23 protein-coding genes are annotated in these 21607 nt (G+C 36.0%); 13 read left to right on the plus strand and 10 right to left on the minus strand.

Annotated elements, in window-relative coordinates:
• The first annotated feature begins 14 nt into the window (after positions 1-14).
• Positions 15-1004, plus strand: a complete 990-nt coding sequence (locus CHRYMOREF3P_RS20055) for an NAD(P)H-dependent flavin oxidoreductase (protein ID WP_228408733.1) — start codon at positions 15-17, stop codon at positions 1002-1004.
• Between the two features lie 15 nt (positions 1005-1019).
• Complete coding sequence (locus CHRYMOREF3P_RS20060) at positions 1020-1790, plus strand: alpha/beta fold hydrolase (protein ID WP_180565340.1); 771 nt, start codon at positions 1020-1022, stop codon at positions 1788-1790.
• Between the two features lie 74 nt (positions 1791-1864).
• On the opposite strand, the gene CHRYMOREF3P_RS20065 is transcribed toward CHRYMOREF3P_RS20060, so the two are convergent.
• Positions 1865-2482: a hypothetical protein gene (locus CHRYMOREF3P_RS20065; protein WP_180565341.1), complete on the minus strand. Its 618-nt coding sequence runs from the start codon at positions 2480-2482 to the stop codon at positions 1865-1867.
• A gap of 27 nt (positions 2483-2509) precedes the next feature.
• Positions 2510-2809 (minus strand): rhodanese-like domain-containing protein, encoded by a 300-nt coding sequence (locus CHRYMOREF3P_RS20070; RefSeq protein WP_077415567.1) that lies wholly within the window; start codon positions 2807-2809, stop codon positions 2510-2512.
• Between the two features lie 175 nt (positions 2810-2984).
• Between CHRYMOREF3P_RS20070 and queG the strand changes: the two genes are divergently transcribed.
• The 8 genes from queG to CHRYMOREF3P_RS20110 all read left to right on the plus strand — a co-directional run bounded on the left by queG (position 2985) and on the right by CHRYMOREF3P_RS20110 (position 12467).
• Positions 2985-3923 carry a tRNA epoxyqueuosine(34) reductase QueG gene (gene queG, locus CHRYMOREF3P_RS20075; RefSeq protein ID WP_180565808.1) on the plus strand — a complete coding sequence of 313 codons (939 nt, stop codon included), beginning with the start codon at positions 2985-2987 and terminating at the stop codon, positions 3921-3923.
• Between the two features lie 358 nt (positions 3924-4281).
• Complete coding sequence (locus tag CHRYMOREF3P_RS20080; RefSeq protein ID WP_077415565.1) at positions 4282-4965, plus strand: TIGR02117 family protein; 684 nt, start codon at positions 4282-4284, stop codon at positions 4963-4965.
• Positions 4966-4968: 3 nt separating this feature from the next.
• The gene (locus CHRYMOREF3P_RS20085) at positions 4969-5616 is read left to right on the plus strand and encodes a murein L,D-transpeptidase catalytic domain-containing protein (RefSeq protein ID WP_077415563.1); all 648 of its coding nucleotides are present in this window, start codon (positions 4969-4971) and stop codon (positions 5614-5616) included.
• Positions 5617-5667: 51 nt separating this feature from the next.
• Positions 5668-6120 carry an SRPBCC family protein gene (locus CHRYMOREF3P_RS20090; RefSeq protein ID WP_077415561.1) on the plus strand — a complete coding sequence of 151 codons (453 nt, stop codon included), beginning with the start codon at positions 5668-5670 and terminating at the stop codon, positions 6118-6120.
• A gap of 282 nt (positions 6121-6402) precedes the next feature.
• Positions 6403-6735, plus strand: coding sequence for a hypothetical protein (locus CHRYMOREF3P_RS20095; protein ID WP_077415559.1), 333 nt, complete (start codon positions 6403-6405; stop codon positions 6733-6735).
• 60 nt (positions 6736-6795) lie between these two features.
• Positions 6796-7884, plus strand: a complete 1089-nt coding sequence (locus CHRYMOREF3P_RS20100; RefSeq protein WP_077415557.1) for an efflux RND transporter periplasmic adaptor subunit — start codon at positions 6796-6798, stop codon at positions 7882-7884.
• A gap of 28 nt (positions 7885-7912) precedes the next feature.
• Complete coding sequence (locus CHRYMOREF3P_RS20105) at positions 7913-11035, plus strand: efflux RND transporter permease subunit (RefSeq protein ID WP_180565342.1); 3123 nt, start codon at positions 7913-7915, stop codon at positions 11033-11035.
• Entirely contained in the window at positions 11016-12467 is a 1452-nt protein-coding gene (locus CHRYMOREF3P_RS20110) for a TolC family protein (RefSeq protein WP_180565343.1), read from the plus strand. The genes CHRYMOREF3P_RS20105 and CHRYMOREF3P_RS20110 overlap by 20 nt, the downstream gene beginning before the upstream one ends.
• Positions 12468-12728: 261 nt before the next feature.
• Here the strand turns inward: CHRYMOREF3P_RS20110 and CHRYMOREF3P_RS20115 are convergent, their stop codons facing one another.
• Entirely contained in the window at positions 12729-13151 is a 423-nt protein-coding gene (locus CHRYMOREF3P_RS20115) for a cold shock domain-containing protein (protein ID WP_077415551.1), read from the minus strand.
• A 733-nt stretch (positions 13152-13884) separates the two neighbouring features.
• On the opposite strand from CHRYMOREF3P_RS20115, the gene CHRYMOREF3P_RS20120 reads away from it, so the two are divergent.
• The gene (locus CHRYMOREF3P_RS20120) at positions 13885-14640 is read left to right on the plus strand and encodes an SDR family oxidoreductase (protein WP_077415549.1); all 756 of its coding nucleotides are present in this window, start codon (positions 13885-13887) and stop codon (positions 14638-14640) included.
• Between the two features lie 78 nt (positions 14641-14718).
• Here CHRYMOREF3P_RS20120 and lgt read toward each other — a convergent pair whose 3' ends face one another.
• Both lgt and CHRYMOREF3P_RS20130 read right to left on the minus strand, forming a co-directional pair.
• A complete protein-coding gene (gene lgt / locus CHRYMOREF3P_RS20125; protein ID WP_077415547.1) occupies positions 14719-15555 on the minus strand; it encodes a prolipoprotein diacylglyceryl transferase in 837 nt (278 codons plus the stop codon).
• Positions 15552-15710, minus strand: coding sequence for a hypothetical protein (locus CHRYMOREF3P_RS20130; RefSeq protein ID WP_180565344.1), 159 nt, complete (start codon positions 15708-15710; stop codon positions 15552-15554). The genes lgt and CHRYMOREF3P_RS20130 overlap by 4 nt, the downstream gene beginning before the upstream one ends.
• A 62-nt stretch (positions 15711-15772) precedes the next feature.
• On the opposite strand from CHRYMOREF3P_RS20130, the gene CHRYMOREF3P_RS20135 reads away from it, so the two are divergent.
• Positions 15773-16468, plus strand: a complete 696-nt coding sequence (locus tag CHRYMOREF3P_RS20135; protein ID WP_077415545.1) for a VIT family protein — start codon at positions 15773-15775, stop codon at positions 16466-16468.
• Between the two features lie 67 nt (positions 16469-16535).
• Positions 16536-18254, plus strand: a complete 1719-nt coding sequence (locus tag CHRYMOREF3P_RS20140; RefSeq protein ID WP_180565345.1) for a S41 family peptidase — start codon at positions 16536-16538, stop codon at positions 18252-18254.
• A gap of 105 nt (positions 18255-18359) precedes the next feature.
• Here CHRYMOREF3P_RS20140 and CHRYMOREF3P_RS20145 read toward each other — a convergent pair whose 3' ends face one another.
• From CHRYMOREF3P_RS20145 to CHRYMOREF3P_RS20165, 5 genes are all read right to left on the minus strand, one after another.
• Positions 18360-19430: an acyltransferase family protein gene (locus tag CHRYMOREF3P_RS20145; protein WP_180565346.1), complete on the minus strand. Its 1071-nt coding sequence runs from the start codon at positions 19428-19430 to the stop codon at positions 18360-18362.
• Positions 19431-19816: 386 nt separating this feature from the next.
• Positions 19817-20080, minus strand: coding sequence for a heme oxygenase (locus tag CHRYMOREF3P_RS20150; protein ID WP_077415539.1), 264 nt, complete (start codon positions 20078-20080; stop codon positions 19817-19819).
• Between the two features lie 43 nt (positions 20081-20123).
• Positions 20124-20921 carry a hypothetical protein gene (locus tag CHRYMOREF3P_RS20155; RefSeq protein WP_077415537.1) on the minus strand — a complete coding sequence of 266 codons (798 nt, stop codon included), beginning with the start codon at positions 20919-20921 and terminating at the stop codon, positions 20124-20126.
• Positions 20918-21157 carry a hypothetical protein gene (locus tag CHRYMOREF3P_RS20160; RefSeq protein ID WP_180565347.1) on the minus strand — a complete coding sequence of 80 codons (240 nt, stop codon included), beginning with the start codon at positions 21155-21157 and terminating at the stop codon, positions 20918-20920. The genes CHRYMOREF3P_RS20155 and CHRYMOREF3P_RS20160 overlap by 4 nt, the downstream gene beginning before the upstream one ends.
• Complete coding sequence (locus CHRYMOREF3P_RS20165; RefSeq protein ID WP_180565348.1) at positions 21150-21488, minus strand: cupin domain-containing protein; 339 nt, start codon at positions 21486-21488, stop codon at positions 21150-21152. The genes CHRYMOREF3P_RS20160 and CHRYMOREF3P_RS20165 overlap by 8 nt, the downstream gene beginning before the upstream one ends.
• Positions 21489-21607: the final 119 nt, after the last annotated feature.

The following is a 21607-nucleotide window of genomic DNA, read 5'->3' on the forward strand; positions in this document are numbered from 1 at the left end:
TAGTATTTTTACGCATGAGCAATTTTATAGATTTTAACGCTGCAAAAAAACTTCATGATATGGAGGCTTCCCAAAATAGAATTTCACACCTTTTTAATATTAAATATCCCATTATCCAGGCAGGTATGATCTGGCATTCCGGATGGAGACTCGCTTCTGCGGTTTCCAATTGTGGAGGATTGGGCTTAATTGGAGCAGGAAGTATGTATCCTGACATCCTGAGAGAAAATATCCAGAAATGCAAACAGGCTACAGATAAACCTTTCGGGGTAAATGTACCAATGTTATATCCTAATATTGAAGAGATCATTCAGATCATTCTTGAAGAAGGAGTCAAAATTGTATTCACATCAGCAGGTAACCCGAAGACTTATACAGAAACCCTGCAGAAAGAAGGAATAAAAGTAGCTCACGTAGTTTCCTCCACCAAATTTGCTGTAAAGTGTGAAGATGCAGGAGTAGATGCTATCGTTGCAGAAGGTTTCGAAGCAGGAGGCCACAATGGAAGAGATGAAACAACAACGTTCTGCCTTATTCCAAACGTTAAAAAACATATTTCTAAGCCGTTAATTGCTGCAGGAGGAATTGCTTTAGGGTCACAGATCAAAGCGGCAATGATTCTGGGGGCAGATGGTGTACAGATCGGATCCCGTTTTGCCGCTACTACAGAAGCCAGTGCTCATGAAAACTGGAAAAAGAAAATCACAGAACTGCAGGAAGGAGATACCCATCTTACTTTGAAGGAACTGGCACCTGTAAGAATGGTTAAAAATAAATTTTTCAGTGAACTGGAAGGCATCTATCAGATCGGAAGAGATAAAGATGCATTAATTGCTTCATTAGGAAGAGCCAGAGCAAAACGCGGAATGTTTGAAGGAGATATGGAAGATGGAGAGTTGGAAATAGGTCAGGTTTCTGCCCTGATTGATGAAGTTCTCCCGGTGGAAACTGTTTTCAGTCACTTATTAAAAGAATTTGAAGAAACGAAAATGCCTGTATTTTAAAATATAATTGATTTAATGGAAGGAAGAATAATTGATGTAAAGGGTAAAAAATTATATATAGAACACTATAATCCGTTTGAAGGCAGACCTACCATTGTTTTTCTGCATGATTCACTCGGTTCAGTACAGCTTTGGAGAGACTTTCCAGCTAAATTATCTGAAGCTGCACAGTGCAATACTCTTGCTTACGACCGTTTAGGGTATGGAAAATCACATCCGATGCCTACTCATGAAAGACCGGTAAATTATATGGAGCTGGAAGCAGATCTCTTGAATGATTTATTGGTTGAAATGAATATTGATAACGCTATTCTTTTCGGGCACAGTGATGGAGGAACCATTGCTTTGATCACCGCTGCAAAATATCCGGAAAGAGTAAATGCCGTTGTTTGTGAAGCAGGACATATATTTGTGGAAGATGTAACGTTGAAAGGAGTTTATGATGCCTGGGAAGCCTACAAAACAATCAATCTTGCAGAACGTTTGCAGAAATATCACGGTGATAAAGTCGAAATGCTTTTCAGAGCATGGACAGAAACATGGACACGGGACGATTACAGAACCTGGAATATTGAACATCTCTTGAAGCATATCATTTGTCCATTGTTATTTATCCAGGGAGAAGCTGATGAATATGGCACATTGGATCAGGTAGAGAAAACTGTTACCCAGGTAAGTGGAATTGCTGAGAAATATATTATCCCAGCTACAGGGCATACACCACACAAAGAAGTTCCTGAACTAGTATTGGAAAGAGCAACAGAATTTATAAGTAAGTATTCTTAATCTGGAATTACGATAAACAATATGAATTAAGACACCTTTTTAACGGGTGTCTTTTTATACTAAATGAATTCCGTTTACAGTAACTCCAGTTCAGCGGCAATGTTTTCCTTTGCCTGCACCTCATATTTTTCCTTAAAATACTCTGTTTTAAAGATACTTTCAAGTTCCAGAAAATGTCTGAGTACTTTTTTTCGTCCTGGCTTATAAAGAAAATCAGGGTAAATGGAATATTCTTTTCTGATATTTTGAGTATATTCCAAATAAGTTTTAAAATCTTTTCCCAACACAGAAAGATCAGCATCTAAAAGATAATTGGTATCCTTATGATCAGACTTCTGATGCGATTTTGTGGCAAGAATCTGCTGCGAAATGATAGTGATTTTGTCGTTATTTATATGAAGCTCACCAAGTCTTTTCTCAGCTCTAGCAGCACTTTTTTCCTCATTAGACTTGGAAGTGGCATCATAAATAATATCATGGTAGAATACTGAGAAAGCAATAGCTTTAAAATCTGAAATATTAACTTTCACCGCTTCAAGTTCATGAAACATATTTTCCAGATGAAAAAGATTGTGGTAATATCTGCCTTTTTCAGAATATCTGGTCTCAAGTTCGTTCCACAGGCTGTTGATCAGCTGTTTGTTTTCGGTGAAAGGAGAACAAAGCGTTTCAAAATAATTTTTCAGATCCATAGAAATAAGATATAAAAAAAGGAACTTTTAAAAAGTTCCCTGATTTGATTCCAGAACAGCCTTCAGCTCGGCCCAGCCTCCGCCGTTATAACCGTCCTTTAATCCTTGATTGTTAAGATAATCCAATGCCTTTCCGCTTCTGTTTCCGCTTCTGCAGAATAAGATCACCGGCTTTTCAATAGATAGAATCTCATCCTGTCTATCTTCTACTTCACCTAAAGGAATATTCTTAGCACCATCTATATTGCCGTCCATTTCAAGCTCCATTGGCTCACGAACGTCAATTAATTCATAGTTTCCGGATTGTATTACTTCTATTAAAGACATAGTTGTTGGGTTTAAACATTAAATTAGAAACGAAATTACGTAATTTTTTTTTGAAAAAAATCCTAATTAAAACATAATTTTTCAGAAAAGAAGCAGGATAGGAACAGGAGTTCAGATGAACCTCCACAGAAATCAGAAGATTGATAAAATAATCTTAATTTTGCAGTGTGAAATTATGAATGCAGGCGCTGAAAAATATTCCCAACTGATAAAGTCCAAGGCAAAAAGTTTTGGATTCCAGAGTTGTGGCATTTCTAAAGCTGATTTTTTGGAAGAAGATGCTCCCCATCTTGAAAAATGGCTGAAGAACAATTATAACGGCGAAATGAAGTACATGGAAAATCATTTCGACAAAAGACTTGATCCCCGGCTTTTGGTAGAGGGTTCCAAATCTGTTATTTCACTTTCATACAATTACTTTCCCGAGGAAAAAATTTCAATATTAGAAAATTACAAGATCTCAAAATATGCTTATGCAGAAGATTATCATGAAGTAATCAAAGAAATCCTTCGTGAGATGGTTGCAGAGCTGCAGGAGGAAATAGGAGAGTTCGGATTTCGGGTTTTTGTAGATTCTGCACCCATTATGGAAAGAAGCTGGGCCCGAAAATCTGGAATCGGCTGGGTAGGAAAAAATGCAAACCTCATTACCAAACAGAACGGATCTTTTTACTTTCTGGCTGAAATTATCTGCGATTTGGAACTGATTGCCGATCATGCCACTACAGACCATTGCGGAAGCTGCAGAAAATGTATTGATGCCTGTCCCACGGATGCTATTGTTTCGGAGAAAATTATTGACGGAAGCCGTTGTATTTCTTATGCAACCATAGAACTCAAAAATGAAATTCCGGATTATTTTAAAGATAAAATGGAAGACTGGATGTTTGGCTGTGACATCTGCCAGGATGTTTGCCCATGGAACCGTTTTTCAGCCCCCAACAAACAAAGCCGTTTCAAACCCAATGAAGCCCTGAAAAACTTTAAAAAAGGAGAATGGAAAGAAATTACCCAGGAAATTTTCTCTGAAATCTTCAGGAAATCCCCCGTGAAAAGAACTAAATTTGCAGGCTTGAAGCGAAATATTGAGTTTTTACAGAAGTCTTCTGATTGATTTTTCCCTGAACTTTCGGTGACAATCCCTCCTTCGGAATTTTTTATAGTTCCAAACCAGAGCTGATAATCGACCATTCCTTAAATTTTTGGCTTTAAGGAGGTAAAGATTTGTATCAATAAGTTAATTGAAAACCGTTTCCTATAAAGAAAAAATGACTTTCAGGAGATCAGAATCTCACCGAAAATCAACGTTTTTTTTGTATTCTTTTAGGAGCAGTTTTTACTCTTACTTTAAACCTTTTTTGGGATTTGATAGTTTTACGCATATTTGTGAATATTTCGTAACTAAATATAGCTAATTTTTCGATTAAAACAAATACTTTTACTAAAAATTAAAGATTAAATTTTATTAAAACATGACTGTGAAAACTATATTAATGTATCTCCTGAAAGTGGTAGGAATTATTTTAGGAATTGTGGTGATTTATGTAATCCTGGGGTTACTGATTCCCTATATTCCGGTTTCGGCTAAAAATGATGGACAGAAAAAAGAAATTCCGATTTATATTTATACCAACGGAGTACATACTGATATAGTAATGCCTGTAAAAAATGATCTGCAGGACTGGAGCATGAAAATTCCTTTCGCCAATACAAAATCAAAAAAAACAGATTATCAGTATATCGGAATAGGCTGGGGAGACAAAGGATTCTATCTTGATACGCCTACATGGGCAGACCTGAAGTTTTCAACAGCTGTAAAAGCAGCATTCTGGCTTAGTGATTCCGCTATGCACTGTACTTATTATAATACAATGAAAGAAGGAGACGACTGTAAAATGATTATGATCAGCAGAAACCAGTATGAGAATCTGGTAAAATTTGTAGAAGATAAATTTGACAGAGATCAGAACGGTAATTTCATGTTAATTCCTACAAATGCAGTGTATAGTGATAATGATGCCTTTTATGATGCCAAAGGAACCTACAGCTTTCTTTACACCTGCAATACATGGTCAAATAATGCTTTAAAGGCTGCAGGACAGAAAGCAGCACTTTGGACTCCATCAGATTTCGGAATTTTTCAGCACTATAAATAATTCATGAAGGGAATTTATCTGTTTTTCATCGCATTTTGGTTGTGTTCATGTTCTCAGGAGAAAAAAAGCAGTACCATACATACTGCTGAAATACCTGCTACTATTGAAAAGAAGCCTGCAGCAGACTTATCCGGGATAAAAATGAAAGCCGAAGAAGCGTTGAAGTTCTGTAATTCAAAGAACCTTAATAATGATTTCTGTATTCTTATTGATATGAGTCTCCATTCCGGAGTGAACCGGTTTTTTGTCTGGGATTTTAAAAATAATAAGATCTCCAAAAAATACCTGGTAGGCCATGGTTGTGGTTCCAATTCATGGAGTAAAGACGATTCTAAAGCAAATCCGGGATTCAGTAATGAAGATGGAAGCCACCTTTCCTCTTTAGGAAAATATAAGCTTGAAGGAAGAGGGTACAGCGACTGGGGAATTAATATCAAATACCTGATGCACGGACTTGAGGAAACAAACGGCAATGCTTTAAAAAGATTTATTGTCTTTCATTCCTGGGACATGATGAGTGATGATGAAGTCTTTCCCAAAGGATCTCCCGAAGGATGGGGTTGTCCTACTGTTTCCAACAATGCTATGAAGGAAATTGATCCGATGATTCAGTACTCGAAGAAACCCGTTCTGATGTGGATATATAATTAAATCTTTGTTATACATTTGTTTCATAACAATCATGTAAATTGATTCCGTCTTATGAAACATACGCTTTTCCGCGAACAACAGCTCAATTGTGATATAGAAACCGCCTGGAAATTCTTTTCTTCAGCCAATAACCTTTCAGAAATTACCCCGAAAGATATGGGCTTTATTGTATTGACGGAAATGGATGACGATGAAATCTATGAAGGAATGCTCATCGACTATTATGTTTCTCCATTGTTTGGTATTAAAATGAAATGGCAGACAGAAATCACCCACGTCGATTTTCAAAAAAGCTTTATTGATTTCCAGAAAAAAGGCCCATACAAACTATGGAACCACCATCATGAATTTATTCCCAATGAAGAAGGCGTACTGATGAGAGATGCCATAGATTATGAACTTCCTATGGGATTTCTAGGCGAAATTGCTCACCGTCTTTTCGTTAAAAAGAAACTGGAACATATTTTTGATTACCGTTTCAGAGTGCTCAGTAAATTGTTCTAGCTATCAATAGAAATGGGCTTAGCCTGTTAAAAATAAAAGCAAAATCAATTGGCTTTAGCCAAGATCTTTAATGATTTTATGTAAATTCCTACGGAGTAACAGAGGCTATGAATAAATATAACGTTCTGTTTGTCATTCCGCAAGAATCTAAATTCCAATAATTGGAATCTATTCATCCATTGTTTAAGTTTTTTTAACAGTTCAATGATCGGATTTCCCAGTAGAAATCACTATTTTTGCACCATATCGTTTTTACTAAAAAACTAATGTGTTCTGGTTGACATGGCAGGTCTGAGGTCATTTATCTTATTTTATATCATGCTGGTTTTTACCCTTTTCAATTCGAATTGGGCAGAAAAATCATTGCAGAATATTCCTCATGTTCCCCATGTAACCAATATTTATCTTCTGGATGTGTACGAAGAGGCAGATATGAATACGCATGCATTGCCTGCAGCTGCCAAAATTGTAAAACATTCCGTCAAAAAAAGTGATCCCGCAATTGCGGATTTTTCAGGAATTTTAAAAGTTATTCCGAAAATCATCCTTCCGGAGATTGCTGTATCTACTATTTGTGGAGTTAAATCCTTTCTCCATCTCCTCCAGTTGTACTAGGTTTAAGTTATTGAATATCAAATTACTTTAACGAAAATTTTATAACTTAAACATTTAAAAATGTATTTTAAAACTGTGATAATTTGCTTTATGGCAACATTATTCGCTGTGTCATGCAGTAAAGACAAGGAGAAAAATAATAAAAAAGACAAAGAAGTTCCCGTACTGGAAATCAAAGAAAAAGATACACTGGTAAGCAACCAGTTTGTCACCGATATCCAGGCTAAAAAAAATGTTGAAATGCGGTCCAGAATCGGAGGTATTATACAGCATATTTATGTAAACGAGGGACAGTTTGTACATCAGGGGCAGGCTTTATTTAAAATCAATGATGCCGAGCTGCAGATGGAACTTCTGAAAGCTAATGCGACATTAAAGCAGACTGAAGCTGATGTTCGTATAGCAGAAGTAGAACTGAAGCAGATTCAGAGTCTTCATGCTAAAAAATTTGTAGCCAACAATGAGTTGGAAATGGTGAAAGCAAAACTGTCCTCTGCCAAAGCAAAACATGCTTTTGCCGATGCAGAAAAGAGAACGGTTCTTCAGAAAATAAGCTTTACAAGGATAACGGCACCTTTTGATGGGGTAATTGACGTGATTCCTCATAAAGACGGAAGTCTGGTAGAAAATGGGACGTTATTGACTACGCTGTCTCAATTGAATGAAGTATATGCGTATTTTTCCATTCCTGAAAATCTGTATTTTGAGCTTTTGGCCAACGATAAGATCGGAAGTCATCAAAAGATAGAGCTGACGCTGCCCAATGGAGTCAATTATCAGTTCAACGGCGCTTTAAAAACCGCTGAAGGGGAAATCGACAGAGCCACGGGTTCCATTCGTTATAAAGTACTTTTCCCGAATCCGGACCGTCTGATCAAACACGGGACTTCCGGGAAACTTATTATTTCTGAACAACAGAATAATGCTATTCTTATTCCACAAAAATCTACCTTCTCCATCCAGGATAAGACGTATGTTTTTGTTGTGGATAAACAGAATAAAGTGAAAATGACCAGTATTAAGATCGGAACTACCTTAAGAGACTCTTATATGGTAGAAAGCGGTCTTAAAAAAGGAGATTTAATCATTTATGAAGGGACTCAGTCTTTGAAAGATGGTGATATCATCAAAATCAAAAAGAAGTATTAACCTTTCATAATCTTTAAATCTATTGACTATGGTAGAAATGTTTATAAGACGAAAGGTTCTTTCGTTGGTTATTTCCATATTATTTGTACTGCTGGGAATTATGGCATTGCTGAAGATGCCGATCACCCAGTTTCCGGACATCGTACCGCCCTCAGTAACCGTTACGGCAAAATATACAGGAGCTAATGCGGAAGTATCTGCCAATGCTGTAGCTCTTCCACTGGAACGTGCTATCAATGGAGTGCCGGGAATGACATATATGTCTACGGTTACTTCCAATGACGGACTTACCCTTATTCAGGTGTTCTTTGAAGTGGGAATAGATCCTGATGTAGCAGCGGTAAACGTCCAGAACAGGGTGACAACCATTCTTGACGAACTTCCTGAAGAGGTAATCAGAGCCGGAGTTACCACTGAAAAAGAGGTAAACAGTATGCTGATGTACCTCAATATCACAAGTACAGATCCGAGCCAGGATGAACAGTTCATCTATAATTTTACGGATATTAATGTCCTTCAGGAATTGAAACGTATTGATGGAGTTGGCCGTGCCGAGATTATGGGGCAGAAAGAATATTCGATGAGAGTATGGCTGGATCCACAGAAAATGGCGGCTTACAATATTTCTGCGGATGAAGTGATCACTTCATTACAAAAACAGAATATTTCTGCAGCGCCCGGAAAAGTTGGAGAAACGTCAGGGAAGACTTCCAGTCAGCTTCAATATGTGATCAAATATAAAGGGAAGTTTTTTGAGCCTAAACAATATGAAGAAGTTCCCATCAGATCTGATGTTGACGGAACAATTTTAAAGCTTAAAGACATTGCTAAAGTTGAATTCGGAGCGATGAACTACGGAATGGTTTCCAAAACAGACGGAAGACCATCCGCATCCATCATGATGAAACAACGTCCCGGTTCCAATGCTTCCGAGGTTATTGAAAGTGTAAAAGCAAAAATGGAAGAATTAAAAGTCACATCTTTCCCACCCGGAATGGAGTACAATATGGCGTATGATGTTTCCAGATTCCTGGATGCTTCCATCAGTGCGGTACTGACAACTCTTATTGAAGCCTTTATTCTGGTAGGAATTGTGGTATTTATCTTCCTTCAGGACTGGCGTTCCACCTTGATTCCTGTGTTGGCTGTTCCGGTAGCATTGGTAGGAACTTTTGCCTTCATGAATATGCTTGATTTCTCTGTTAACCTTTTAACATTGTTTGCATTGGTTCTTGCCATCGGAATTGTGGTTGATAATGCCATTGTCGTCGTTGAAGCCGTCCATGTGAAAATGGAAGAAGGAATGAATGCAATGGATGCAACCATCAGTGCAACCAAAGAAATTGCAGGAGCGGTAGTGGCTATTACCATCGTAATGTCAGCAGTATTTATTCCTGTAGCATTTCTTGATGGTCCGGTAGGAGTATTCTATCGTCAGTTCTCACTGACATTGGCAATCAGTATTGTGATTTCCGGAGTGAATGCATTGACTCTTACGCCAGCGCTTTGTGCGATTATTTTAAAACCTCACAATCACGATAAGAAGAAAACAATCATTGACAGAGCTTTCCAGAGTTTCAATACAGGTTTTGAAAGGCTGACCAATGGATATGTAAGTATTCTATCAAAATTTGCGACGAGAACTACGGTTACTTTTGGACTGTTATTTTTATTCGTTGGATTGACTTTTGTGACCAGCAAATTCCTGCCAACCGGATTTATTCCAATGGAAGATCAGGGAATGGTGTATGTAAGTGTCACTACTCCGCAGGGAGCAACGGTAGAAAGAACTGAAAAAGTGCTGGATGAAGTGACTGTTATTGCCAAGAAAATTAATGGAGTAGAAAACGTGACCACTCTTGCAGGGTACAGTATTGTAACGGAAATCGCAGGTTCATCCTACGGAATGGCGATGATCAATCTTAAAGACTGGAAAGAAAGAAATATTTCAGTGAACAATCTGATCACGGAGCTTTCTGATAAAACTAAAAGCATTGCAGATGCCCAGATTGAGATCTTTGCCCCGCCCACAGTTCCGGGATTCGGTAATACCAGTGGTTTTGAACTGCGTTTGCTGGACAGAACCGGAGGAACCATTGAGAACACAGATAAAATCACCAAGGACTTTGTTAAAAAACTAAATGAAGCTCCGGAGCTGCAGAACAGTTTTACCAGTTTTGATGCCACTTTCCCGCAATATATGATCAATGTGGATTATGATATGGCAGCGAAGAAAGGAGTTTCAGTAGACAATGCGATGTCCACATTACAGACCATGCTGGGATCCTATTATGCCACGAATTTTATCCGTTTCAGTCAGATGTATAAAGTGATGGTACAGGCAAGTCCGGAGCATCGGGATACCCCTGAAAGTATTCTGAATTTATATTTAAAGAATGATAAAGGTGAAATGATTCCCTTCTCTACCTTCATCACCATTGAAAAAGTATACGGACCTGAAGTACTGACGAGATACAATATGTATATGTCTGCGATGATCAATGGAGAACCTGCGGACGGATACAGCTCCGGGGATGCTATTGCTGCTGTAGAACGTGTTGCCAAAGAGACACTGCCAAGAGGATTTGATGTTGAGTGGTCCGGAATGACAAGAGAAGAAATCTTATCAGGAAACCAGACTGTTTATATTTTCGCGATCTGCCTTTTATTCGTCTATCTTTTACTGGCGGCACAATATGAAAGCTTCCTTCTTCCTATGCCGGTATTATTAAGCCTTCCAACGGGAATCTTTGGTTCCTATATCGCATTGGTACTTATGGGATTGGATAATAATATTTATGCACAGGTAGCATTGGTGATGCTGATTGGACTTTTGGCTAAAAATGCTATCCTGATCGTAGAATTTGCGGTGGCAAGAAATAAACAGGGATACGATATCATTCCTGCAGCAATTGAAGGAGCCAGACAGCGTCTGAGACCTATTCTGATGACCTCTTTTGCATTCGTAGCAGGGCTTATTCCATTATGTATTGCATCAGGAGCAGGAGCAATAGGTAACCGTTCCATTGGTACAGCAGCAGCAGGAGGAATGCTGATAGGAACCATCTTCGGATTGGTAGTGATTCCGGGACTGTATATATTCTTTGCAAAACTTGAAAATAAGAAGAAAGATGAAAAGATTAAATCATAGAAATATAATATACGGAATTGCTTCACTAAGCCTGGTTTCATGTGCTGTTCCAAAAGTAACCGAATTGAAAAAAGCTCAGGAATTGCCAGAGGAAATTATCAAAGCTGATAACAATAAATCTCCGGATGAATTCCAGCAGATCAACTTAAAGGCTTATTTTACAGATCCGCAGCTGCTCGAACTTTTTGATAAAGTGGTTCAGGCCAATCCGGATTTCCAGATTGCGCAGCAAAGAGTGGAGATTGCCAACAGTTTCCTTCAAAGATCAAAAATGGATTTACTGCCTTCCCTTGAAGTAGGAGTAGAGGCTTCCGGCAACCGGTATGGAAAATATACCATGGAAGGAGTCGGGAACTATGATACCAATCTTTCTCCCAATATTACGGAAGATCAGAAGATCAATAGAAATTTTACGCCTAATTACGGGCTTGGAGCAAGGAGCAGCTGGGAAATTGATGCGTGGGGCAAACTGAAAAACAAAAAGATTGCTGCCCAGAAGAAATATCTGGCTTCCACAGAAGGGCTGAGACTGCTGCAGGTAGAACTTTTTACAGATATTGCCAATTTATATTATCAGCTGGTGGCTTTAGACAATCGTCTTGCTATTTACCAGAAGAATTACAACCTCCAGCAGAGAGCATTTGAAATTGTTCTGGCGCAGCGTGAAGTGGGAAAAGCTACAGAATTAGCTGTACAGCAGTTCAAAGCGCAGAATAACAACTGGCTGGCAGAGATTGAACACATAAGGGTAGAAATTGTTACTGTAGAACAGGCTATTACTACACTCACGGGAAGTTATGGCGGAGATGTAAAACGCGGAAAAATATTGATGCCTACCAATATGGAAGTCTTAAATAAAACAATTAATGTAGAAGGAGTTATTCATTCCCGACCGGATGTAGCCGCAAACTATTATGTTTTAGAGGCTTCTCAGGCTGATGCAAAAGCTGCAAGGGCTGCATTTTATCCTAAAATTGATCTTGGAGCCGGCTTCGGACTGAATTCTTTCTCTATAGAGACATTTTTTAAACCAAGTTCACTGGCAGGGCAATTGTTGGGTGGATTGATGGTGCCTGTTTTTAATAAAGGACAACTGAAATATGAATTCAAGGTAGCGAATAAGGAGCAGGAAATTGCTTTTTTAAACTATCAGAAAAGTATTACGACTGCTTTTAATGAGCTTCAGTCGATCCTGAAACAGACTAAGATCTATGAACGTGTTCTGAAACTGAAATCAGAGGAAGTAGGTTTTCTTGATCGTGGGGTGGAGGTTTCCAACGATCTCTATCTGACAGGATATGCCAATTATTTTGAACTGATCAACTCTCAGAAGAGCAAACTGACTGCTGAACTGGATTTATTACAGTTCCAGCACCAGAATACCAGAAATAACGTCCTGCTGTTTAAAGCGCTGGGTGGGAAACTGGATTAATTTTTACTTTTTTTTATGATGAAATAAGCTGTCCAAAAAGACAGCTTATTTTATATTTTTAAACTTTAACTATGTTCTGCGGGTTCCCGTAATGGTAATTAAAATAATTCAAGGATATTGCGTTAGAATCTAACTTTTTTATAAGTTGAGTTAACTTTTTTTTATATGTCCAAAAAAAGAGACTGTCTCATTGAGACAGTCCCTTTCTATATTTCTTAAAACAAACCTGCTTTACAGGCAGAATCATTTTATGTGTAAGTATTATTTAACAATCTGGATTTCAACAGCTGAAAATCCTTTAGGAGACTTCTCTTTTTCGAAAGATACTTTGTTTCCTTTTTTTACCGGCTCCACACAGTTGTTGTTGTGGAAGAAGATATTTTCTTTGTTATTATCTTCGGTGATGAAGCCATACCCTTTTTCACTAAGGAAAGTAACAATTCCAGTTTTTCTTGGATCTTCCTCAATAATAGGAGCTGCTCCCAATTGAATATCATCAAGGTTTACTTCCTGTCTTTGTTCAGGTGGAGTAGATGTTAATCTTCCGAATTCATCTACATACATGTAGACGTCCTCCGCTCCTTTGTTGTTGTTCGTCTTACGATCTTCGCGTCTTAGCGCCTTTTCTTTTTGCTTTTGAATTTTTTTCTTGAAATTTTCCTTTTTAGAAAAAGAATCTGCCATAAATTATTTTTAGTATTTAGTTTCTATAAATTAATTGGTTCAATCTGGTCCGTTTTAGACCTTATAAAGCCTGGCTATGTTTTCTGTTTTGGATAATCCCAATCATACAGAGCTTTAAAATTCCGACAAGTATTGTTCTTAGTAGAAGAATAAAAGTTTAAAATATGGCTGCTCAAAAAGCAAAGACTGAATAAAAAATATTCGGGTCGTTACAGAAAACAAAGTATAGACTTGGTTATTTAATGTACAAATATACAACAATAAAATGAATTATCAGGTTTTAAATGATTGATTATCAGAAATGGTTTTACGGCAGATCTGCCGGGATACCTTTATAGTCTGAATGTAAGACGATAATGAGAGCCAGAACAAGGGCATAAAAAAATCCTCAGAAGACTGAGGATTATAAAAAAATATATTATAAAAATGAAGTGGTGTATAATACGGCTGGAAAAGCATCAAATGTTATGCCTAAAATTGATGCGTAATAGTGAATTATATAACTTTGTTTAATATGAAAGGGGTGTTTTGGGTCATATCTGGCTGGTAAATAGCATTCTATTAAAAAATGTTGTTTATAAAAAAAATAAATGTTTCTGTCTTAGTTTACATTGAGAATCATAATATCAGCTGATAATCACTTTGCAGTTTTCTAAAATTCCCGAAAACTTCACCATGTTGAGACCATTTTTATTATTCATCTTTGTCTCATTAACATTTAAAAATAAAATCGATGTCAACACAAAATGTAAAAGGAAAAGTTGTTTTAATTGCCGGAGGAGGTAAAAACCTTGGAGGACTTTTAAGTAGAGATTTTGCTGCGAAAGGAGCAAAACTGGCAATACATTATAACAGTGAAAGTTCAAAAGCAGATAGCGAAAAAACACTTGCTGAGGTACAGGCATTAGGAGCAGAAGCATTTTTGTTCCAGGGAGATCTTACCAAAGTAGACAATATTACAAAATTCTTTGATGAAACAATTTCCCGTTTCGGAGGGATTGATATTGCAATCAATACCGTAGGAATGGTACTGAAAAAACCATTTTCAGAGACTACAGAAGCGGAATATGATACCATGTTCAATGTCAATTCAAAATCAGCTTACTTCTTTTTGCAGGAAGCAGGTAAAAAACTGAACGATCACGGGAAGATCTGTACCATTGTTACTTCACTGCTGGCTGCTTACACAGGACTGTATTCTACTTATGCCGGAGCAAAGGCACCTGTAGAGCATTTTACAAGAGCTGCTTCTAAAGAATTCGGAGCAAGAGGAATTTCTGTAACTGCTGTAGCCCCTGGACCAATGGATACTCCTTTCTTCTATGGACAGGAAACAGATGATGCCGTTGCTTATCATAAATCAGCATCAGCATTGGGAGGACTTACAAATATAAAAGATATCGCTCCGCTGGTAGAATTTCTGGTAACAGAAGGCTGGTGGATTACCGGGCAGACCATTTTTGCTAACGGAGGATATACCACAAGATAATCTATCAGATAATCATAAAAAAGAAACTCACTGAAAACTGTTTTCAGTGAGTTTTTATTTTAGAAGAAAATCAGAAAATTAAGTGGTTTTTACCTTTCCTTTTTCCAATATACTTTTGATGATAAAGAATAAACCGAGAAGAATAAAAGGAATACTTAGCAGCTGTCCCATATTCAGAATCATTCCGTGCTCAAATTCTACCTGGTCTACCTTGATGAACTCAATCAGAATTCTCATAATGAAGATCAGCAGAATACTGATTCCGAAATAAAACCCTTTTCCGATTTTAAATATGTTTTTCTTATAAATAAAATACACAGAAAGGAAAATAATAAAATAAGAGATCGCTTCATAAAGTTGGGCAGGGTGTCTCGGAAGATTATCTACCTGATGGAAAATAAAAGCCCATGGAACGTCCGTAGGAACTCCTATGATCTCAGAATTCATAAGATTGGCAAGCCTTATAAAAGTACCACCCAACGGAAGTACAATCGCTATAGCATCTAAAACCGTCATGAACGGGATAGAAAATTTTCTCGCATAGATGAGAAGCATGATCACCAATCCGATACCACCACCATGGCTGGCAAGTCCTGCAAATCCTGTAAAGTGATAGGTTCCGTCTACTCCTTTCTGAATTGGCAGCAATATTTCAAGCGGATGCTGGGAATAATAATCAAAATCATAAAAAAGACAGTGCCCCAGTCTGGCACCCACCAAAATTCCTATAAGTGCGTAAGAGAATAAAGCTTCATGAGCCTGCGAACTAAGGCCTTCTTTTTTATAAATACGTTTTAAAATATTTAAACATAAAACCAGTCCTGCAAGAAATAGCAGCCCGTAATATTTTAAAGGAAATCCTAAGATATTGACGATTTCGGGATTCACATCCCAGTTGATATATAATAAATTCATTCCTGCAAAGATAAGAAAATAGGAATTTCTGAACTGAATGGAAGTATTTTACTGTTTTTCAATTTGATTTTCAGAATGCTAAGGGTTCGTTTGTACATCAGATAGAATTCTGTTTCTGAGCATACGAGATCTTTATCCGGGGTAAGAATGAACATAATTTAAAATGATTCTTGATGAAACATTTGGTAACTTTAGGGGACCACCAAAATAAAAAGCTATGCATCATCAGTTGGAGAAACATTATGTAAACAGGGTAGGCTGGCTTCGTGCAGCTGTATTGGGAGCGAATGACGGTTTGTTGTCCACCACAAGTATTGTCATTGGGGTTGCAGCCGCAGAACCAGACCGGCATATTATTATTCTTGCGGCACTGGCAGGTATGATTGCCGGAGCGATGTCTATGGCAGCGGGGGAATATGTTTCCGTGAGTTCGCAGGAAGATACCGAGAAAGCAGATTTACTTCGTGAAAAACGTGAGCTTGAAGAAATGCCTGAAATAGAACTTAGAGAGCTTGCCAAAGTGTATGAGAAACGAGGATGTACCAAAGAGACAGCAATGCAGGTAGCAGTTGAACTTACGGAACACGATGCATTGGGAGCACATGCCCGTGATGAATTAGGTATTAATGAAATAACGCAGGCGAAACCATTGCAGGCAGCGATGGCTTCATTCAGTTCATTTGCTGTGGGAGCTTTATTGCCGTTTAGCGTTTCTCTTTTAGCACCACTTAAACAAATGGTGTATTTCCAATATGGATTTTCAATTATATTTTTAATGCTTTTGGGAGCAATCTCTGCCAAAGCGGGAGGTTCCAGTATTAAAGTAGCCGTATTGAGGATCTGTTTCTGGGGAACTGTTGCAATGGGAATTACAGCATTTGTAGGGCACATTTTTGGAGTTAATGTAGCGTAAAGTCTGTAAAAATTATTTACATTTTATATGCCTTAAAAAGTGTATTTTACATCACAAATTCAGATAAATGAAGAATATTTTTATTTTGTTTTTTGTGGTTGTTATTAATGCAACTGTTTGCGCTCAAAAAAATAGCTACACCTATTTTATGAAGACCTGGAATTTCATAAAATATTATCATCCTGATGTTGCCAGCGGAAAAAAAGATGCCGACAGCCTGTTTTTGGAGACTATTGGGAGAGTGAATGAAAAATCAGATGAAAATGCAGTTATTACCTTTTTATCAGCAAATCTGAATCATAAATTTTCCGGTGCTCCGGTTATTGATACTCCGAAAGATGTACTCTCTGTCAATCAAGACTTCAGATGGTATCAGAACAATAAAAAAGTCAGTTTAGAAAACAAAATAGTACTGAATGATATCTACAGCCATAGATTCATTGCTGATGCTGATCAGAAAGAAAAAATACTTGCTTCTGAGACAAACGAATTTAAAAAAGATGAGAATCTGCCGCTTGCCTACCGTTTGCTGACATTGGCCAAATTGCAGGGTGCGATTGATTATCTTTATCCACATAAATATCTGATGGATAAAAATACTGAAGCCTATTTCTCGGATTTAACAGACCAAACTGTTCACTGTACTTCAAGAAAAGAGTTTGAGATTATTCTGGCAAAAGTAGTTTCCTCAATGGAAGATACCCATTCTTTCAGGTTTTATGATCAGCTTAATTATAAAAATGAAATTTTCTACAGATCATATTTTCCTCCCTTTAATTATGTGATATTGAAAGATCATATATTGGTGACCCAGCTTCTTGTACCTGAAATCTGTTCCAAAGCTAATATTCATATTGGAGATAGAATAACGGAGGTTGGAGGTAAAAGTATCCGTCAGATTATTAAAGAAAAGAAAGAATTACTTTCCACCTCTAATCCTGAAACGTTGTTGTATCTGATGTCAGATTACCAGAGAAATCTGATCTGGCCTGATGATCAGCCTCGTAAAGACTTAAAAGTAGTGTCAAAGGATAATAAAGCCTATCACGCAGATACAGAGTTTATTAATTTCACAGACAAACAACAACGAGCAATAGTAACAGAGTACATCCAAAATAAAACCCGCCTTAAGCAGCAGTACAAAATTGATCATAAAGATATTGCCTATTTTAAAATCAATGATGCTTTTGCTTTTACAAACAATATAGCTGATGATAAGCTGGATGATCATATGGATTCTATTTTCCAAGAAGCATCATCAAAAAAGGCTATTGTCTTTGATATGAGAGGATATCCGGATTGGGGTGGATTTGTATTCTATTATGTCTACAAATACTTCTCGCCCGTAGAGAACCATTTTGGAAAATACTATAAACCCAACGTGAAAAATATCGGGACCTATATTCCAATCAGTTATAAAGATTTTGGGACTTATTATTCTGATATTAAAAATAAAACCATCCATCCATACACGGGAAAGGTATTTATGATTGTCAATCCGGAGACCTTAAGTATGAGTGAATGGAATACAATGAATCTTCAGAATATTTTTCCTCAGTCCAAAACCATCGGCCAAAGAACAGCAGGTGCAGATGGTGACATCAGAACATTGAAACTGCCTGCCGGATATAACTTGGAATTTACCGGAAATGGTATTTTTTATTATGACAATTCCCAGACTCAAAAAGTAGGTGTGAGGATCAATGAATTCATTGAGTATTCTGATGATGATATTATTCAGAAACGGGATCTGGAGCTTGAAGCAGTTTTAAAAGGATTGAATTAGTTAAAAAAAGATGAGTTAGATAAAAGAAAAAGACCACCTGCAAAACGCAGGTGGTCTTTTGTATTAATAAACTATTCTCATATTTTATTTCATGAGAGGTAATTATTACTTATTTAGAAATCTCTTTTCAACCAGGTGATAAAAAATAGTGGTTATAGGGATAATAAAAATAAAAATAAATGCAAAGATCACCCATTGCCGGATATCATCTGTGAGTTCAAAGTTTTTTAATAAATAAAGATTTATTAATGCAAGGAACGGACCGTGTATAAGATATAAACTGTATGATATTTTTCCTAAAAATTCTAATGGTTTGCTTTCAAGAATAATGATTGATTTTCCTGTTGCTTTTTTGTATGTGACTAATGAATACAATAAAAAAGAGAAAGTTACCCCTGTAATTAATATCATTAAAAAACTGTTAATATCTAATAATGCGAATAGTGATAAACTTCCTATGAAAAGAATTACAGCTAAAGGAATTAAAAATTTATTGATTGTTGTCTTTTTAAATGATAAATAACAACAGATAACTCCCATGAAAAATAGAATTATAAATTCAGGTTTTGCCATTGGAATCAGCTTTTTTAATAATAATGCCAATAAAGCGAATATAATAAATGAGACATATTTATTAGTTTTTTTCCAAAGTATAAGCATGAGAGGAAAAAGCCAATAAATCTGCCATTCTGTAGCTATGGACCAATGTGCTCCATTGATCTTATAAACCCATGAAGAATTTAAATTATGAAATAATCCAATATGACTGATAACAGACCAAAAAGTGACAGGTATTTTGCTATCCCAAGCTGTATTTTGTGCTGTTTGTAATAAGGGAAAACATAAAATCATTAATCCTGATAACAATAATGCAATATAATAGGGCGGAATTAATCTTTTGGCTCTTCTGCTAATATATCTTTTAAACCCTCCTTTTATTTCCATATTATTGTTAACCACTGGAATCGCAAGGCAAAAACCGGAAAGAACTATAAATATAGATACTGCCAAATGACCAATTGACGTAGCTTTTTGTATAAAATAGAGAACAAGGTCATTAGACCATTTAATATCATGAGCTGCAGAATAGCCATTAAATAATAAAGAATGATACAAAACTACCCATAACGCAGAAATTCCTCTTATTCCATCAAGAAACTCAAATCTTATCTTCATAAAAAAATTTTCCGCAAAAGTAAAGAAAATTAAAATCTGAATGTGTTAAAAAATAATATTACTAATACTTTATTAATGAATCTGTTTAGGCTTAGATTATTATATTTCTAATATTTGAAAAATAAGAGTTATAACAACAAGAGTAAAAGTGAAATTATTTATTGTATGAACTTTAATTGGCTTTATTTGTCTGATTTGTTCTACAAATTATTCTAATAAGATATTTAGTAAAGACTTCAATTTTATAGCAACTTAACAATTTTTATTGACACTACAGTAACATGAAAACGAGAGCGTTTTTTTTATTTATCAGAGAAACTGTAAGGTATAATTATCATCAACAGTTTTATTGAGTATGAAGCTCTTGAGGACAATAAATAATAATTTCATATAAAATCATATTGATCTAATTTTATCACAAAGTAATGTTCAATTGTTTTTTGAGCTTTTTTGCACATTGATAGAAGATCATTTCTTGATGTGTTGTCGAAGCTAAAATCATCATCTGTTTTTACGATATATTCGGTTACTATTTCAATATCCATTAAATCAAGTTCTGTTACATCGGTTTTCAGTCTGTGTTCTTCCTTAAAAAAAGGAATTTTACGGAAAATATAATCGTTAAATCGAAAGAAATGTATTGTTTTCATTGCAAAAATATTTAATAAGATGAAAAATGTAGGGTGAGGTTCATTAAGAAAGTTTATCTTTCATTTTTCTATTGATCCATTTTTTGGATAGAGTATGCTCTGATGGCAATGCGTACATGCCACCTGAAAGTATATATAGTAAGCTGTTCCAAAAATTATTTTTTCTATAGAATTCATGACTGTAGTTAGTTAATACTTTTAAGTATTCGTGTTCATATTTCTTTGCTTCCTGTAATGTGTAATTTTTCGGAATATCTTTAATAATATCCATAGTGGTTTGGTTAAAGATTTTAGGCGAATATTTTTCTATAAAGTCAGATTCAAGCCTGCACATACCAATAAGTGGAATGAATAAAGAAAAAATTTCATCATAAAAGTTACAAATACCTGTTTTCCATGATAACCTTTCTTCTTCCGGTAAAATTTGGATAGCCAAATGGATGAGTTTTTTATGGCTTGCTTCCAGCTCATCTGTATAGGTTTTGTTTTGCTTCCAGAATATGAGTGAATTGATTTTATTTCTTTTAATAATATTCTCCAATAAATATTCAAACTGTATTCTAATGTATTTTATACTGTCGCTTAGATCTTCTAAAACAGACTGCCACAGATTATGCTGGCTTAAACTGCAATGAGTACTAAATACCAATCTTGATTTGTTATTGAGAATCTGTAATTCCTTTAACATGCGAAGAACTTCCTTCGTGTCTCTTTCTAAGGTGATGTTGGTATTTCTGATGTAAAATAAAGAAACAAATTGTGAGTAATAGGCCCTTCTTGAAATATTTTTTTTATTTCTGAGTCCCAATTTGTTCTTTGGATGATTAGTCAGCTTTTTCATTGGGAGTTATTGTATATTATTTTTTTTGATGTCCCTTTTTCAAAGGATTTTTGCTGTCTTATAAGGGAAATAAGATATTGTCTTAAATCTCTGATCGTAATATTTTTCTCTGCAAAAGAAAAAAATAATGGAGTTTCGTCTAAAAGGTCATACAGTTCAGGAAATTCTTTTTGAATCTCAACTGTTTTTTTTAATATCTTTTTTGTTAAAACTGATATAGTATCTACATTATTCATAGCCGCTTTTTATTATTGTTACGATCATCTTAAAGCGTTTATTTCCTTTTATCGAATGAGATATATGGCCAGGAATAATTATGCATTCACCTTCTTCCATAAAATAAGTAGCTCCGTCTATAATAATTTCTGCTTTACCTTCAATAATTTGTGCAACAGTGTCAAAAGGAGAAATCTTTTCAGATAACCCTTCTTTGTCATCAAAAGATAAAACACTGATATTGCCGGTCAGTTTTTCCATTATTTTTTTGCTGACTACAGAATTTGGAATGTAATCTACAATCTGGCTGGTAATATATACTTTCGATTTTTCAAGTTCTCTATGATTCATCACATTGGGTTTAAACATAAAAAGAGTAGATGGTATTGTAAATAAAAGGGACAGAACTGTCTAATATTCCATCCCTTTTCCAGTAAAACTTTTGATAAATATATCTTTTCATTGGCTTT

Origin of the sequence: Chryseobacterium sp. JV274, assembly GCF_903969135.1 — a bacterium.
Lineage (GTDB): Bacteria > Bacteroidota > Bacteroidia > Flavobacteriales > Weeksellaceae > Chryseobacterium.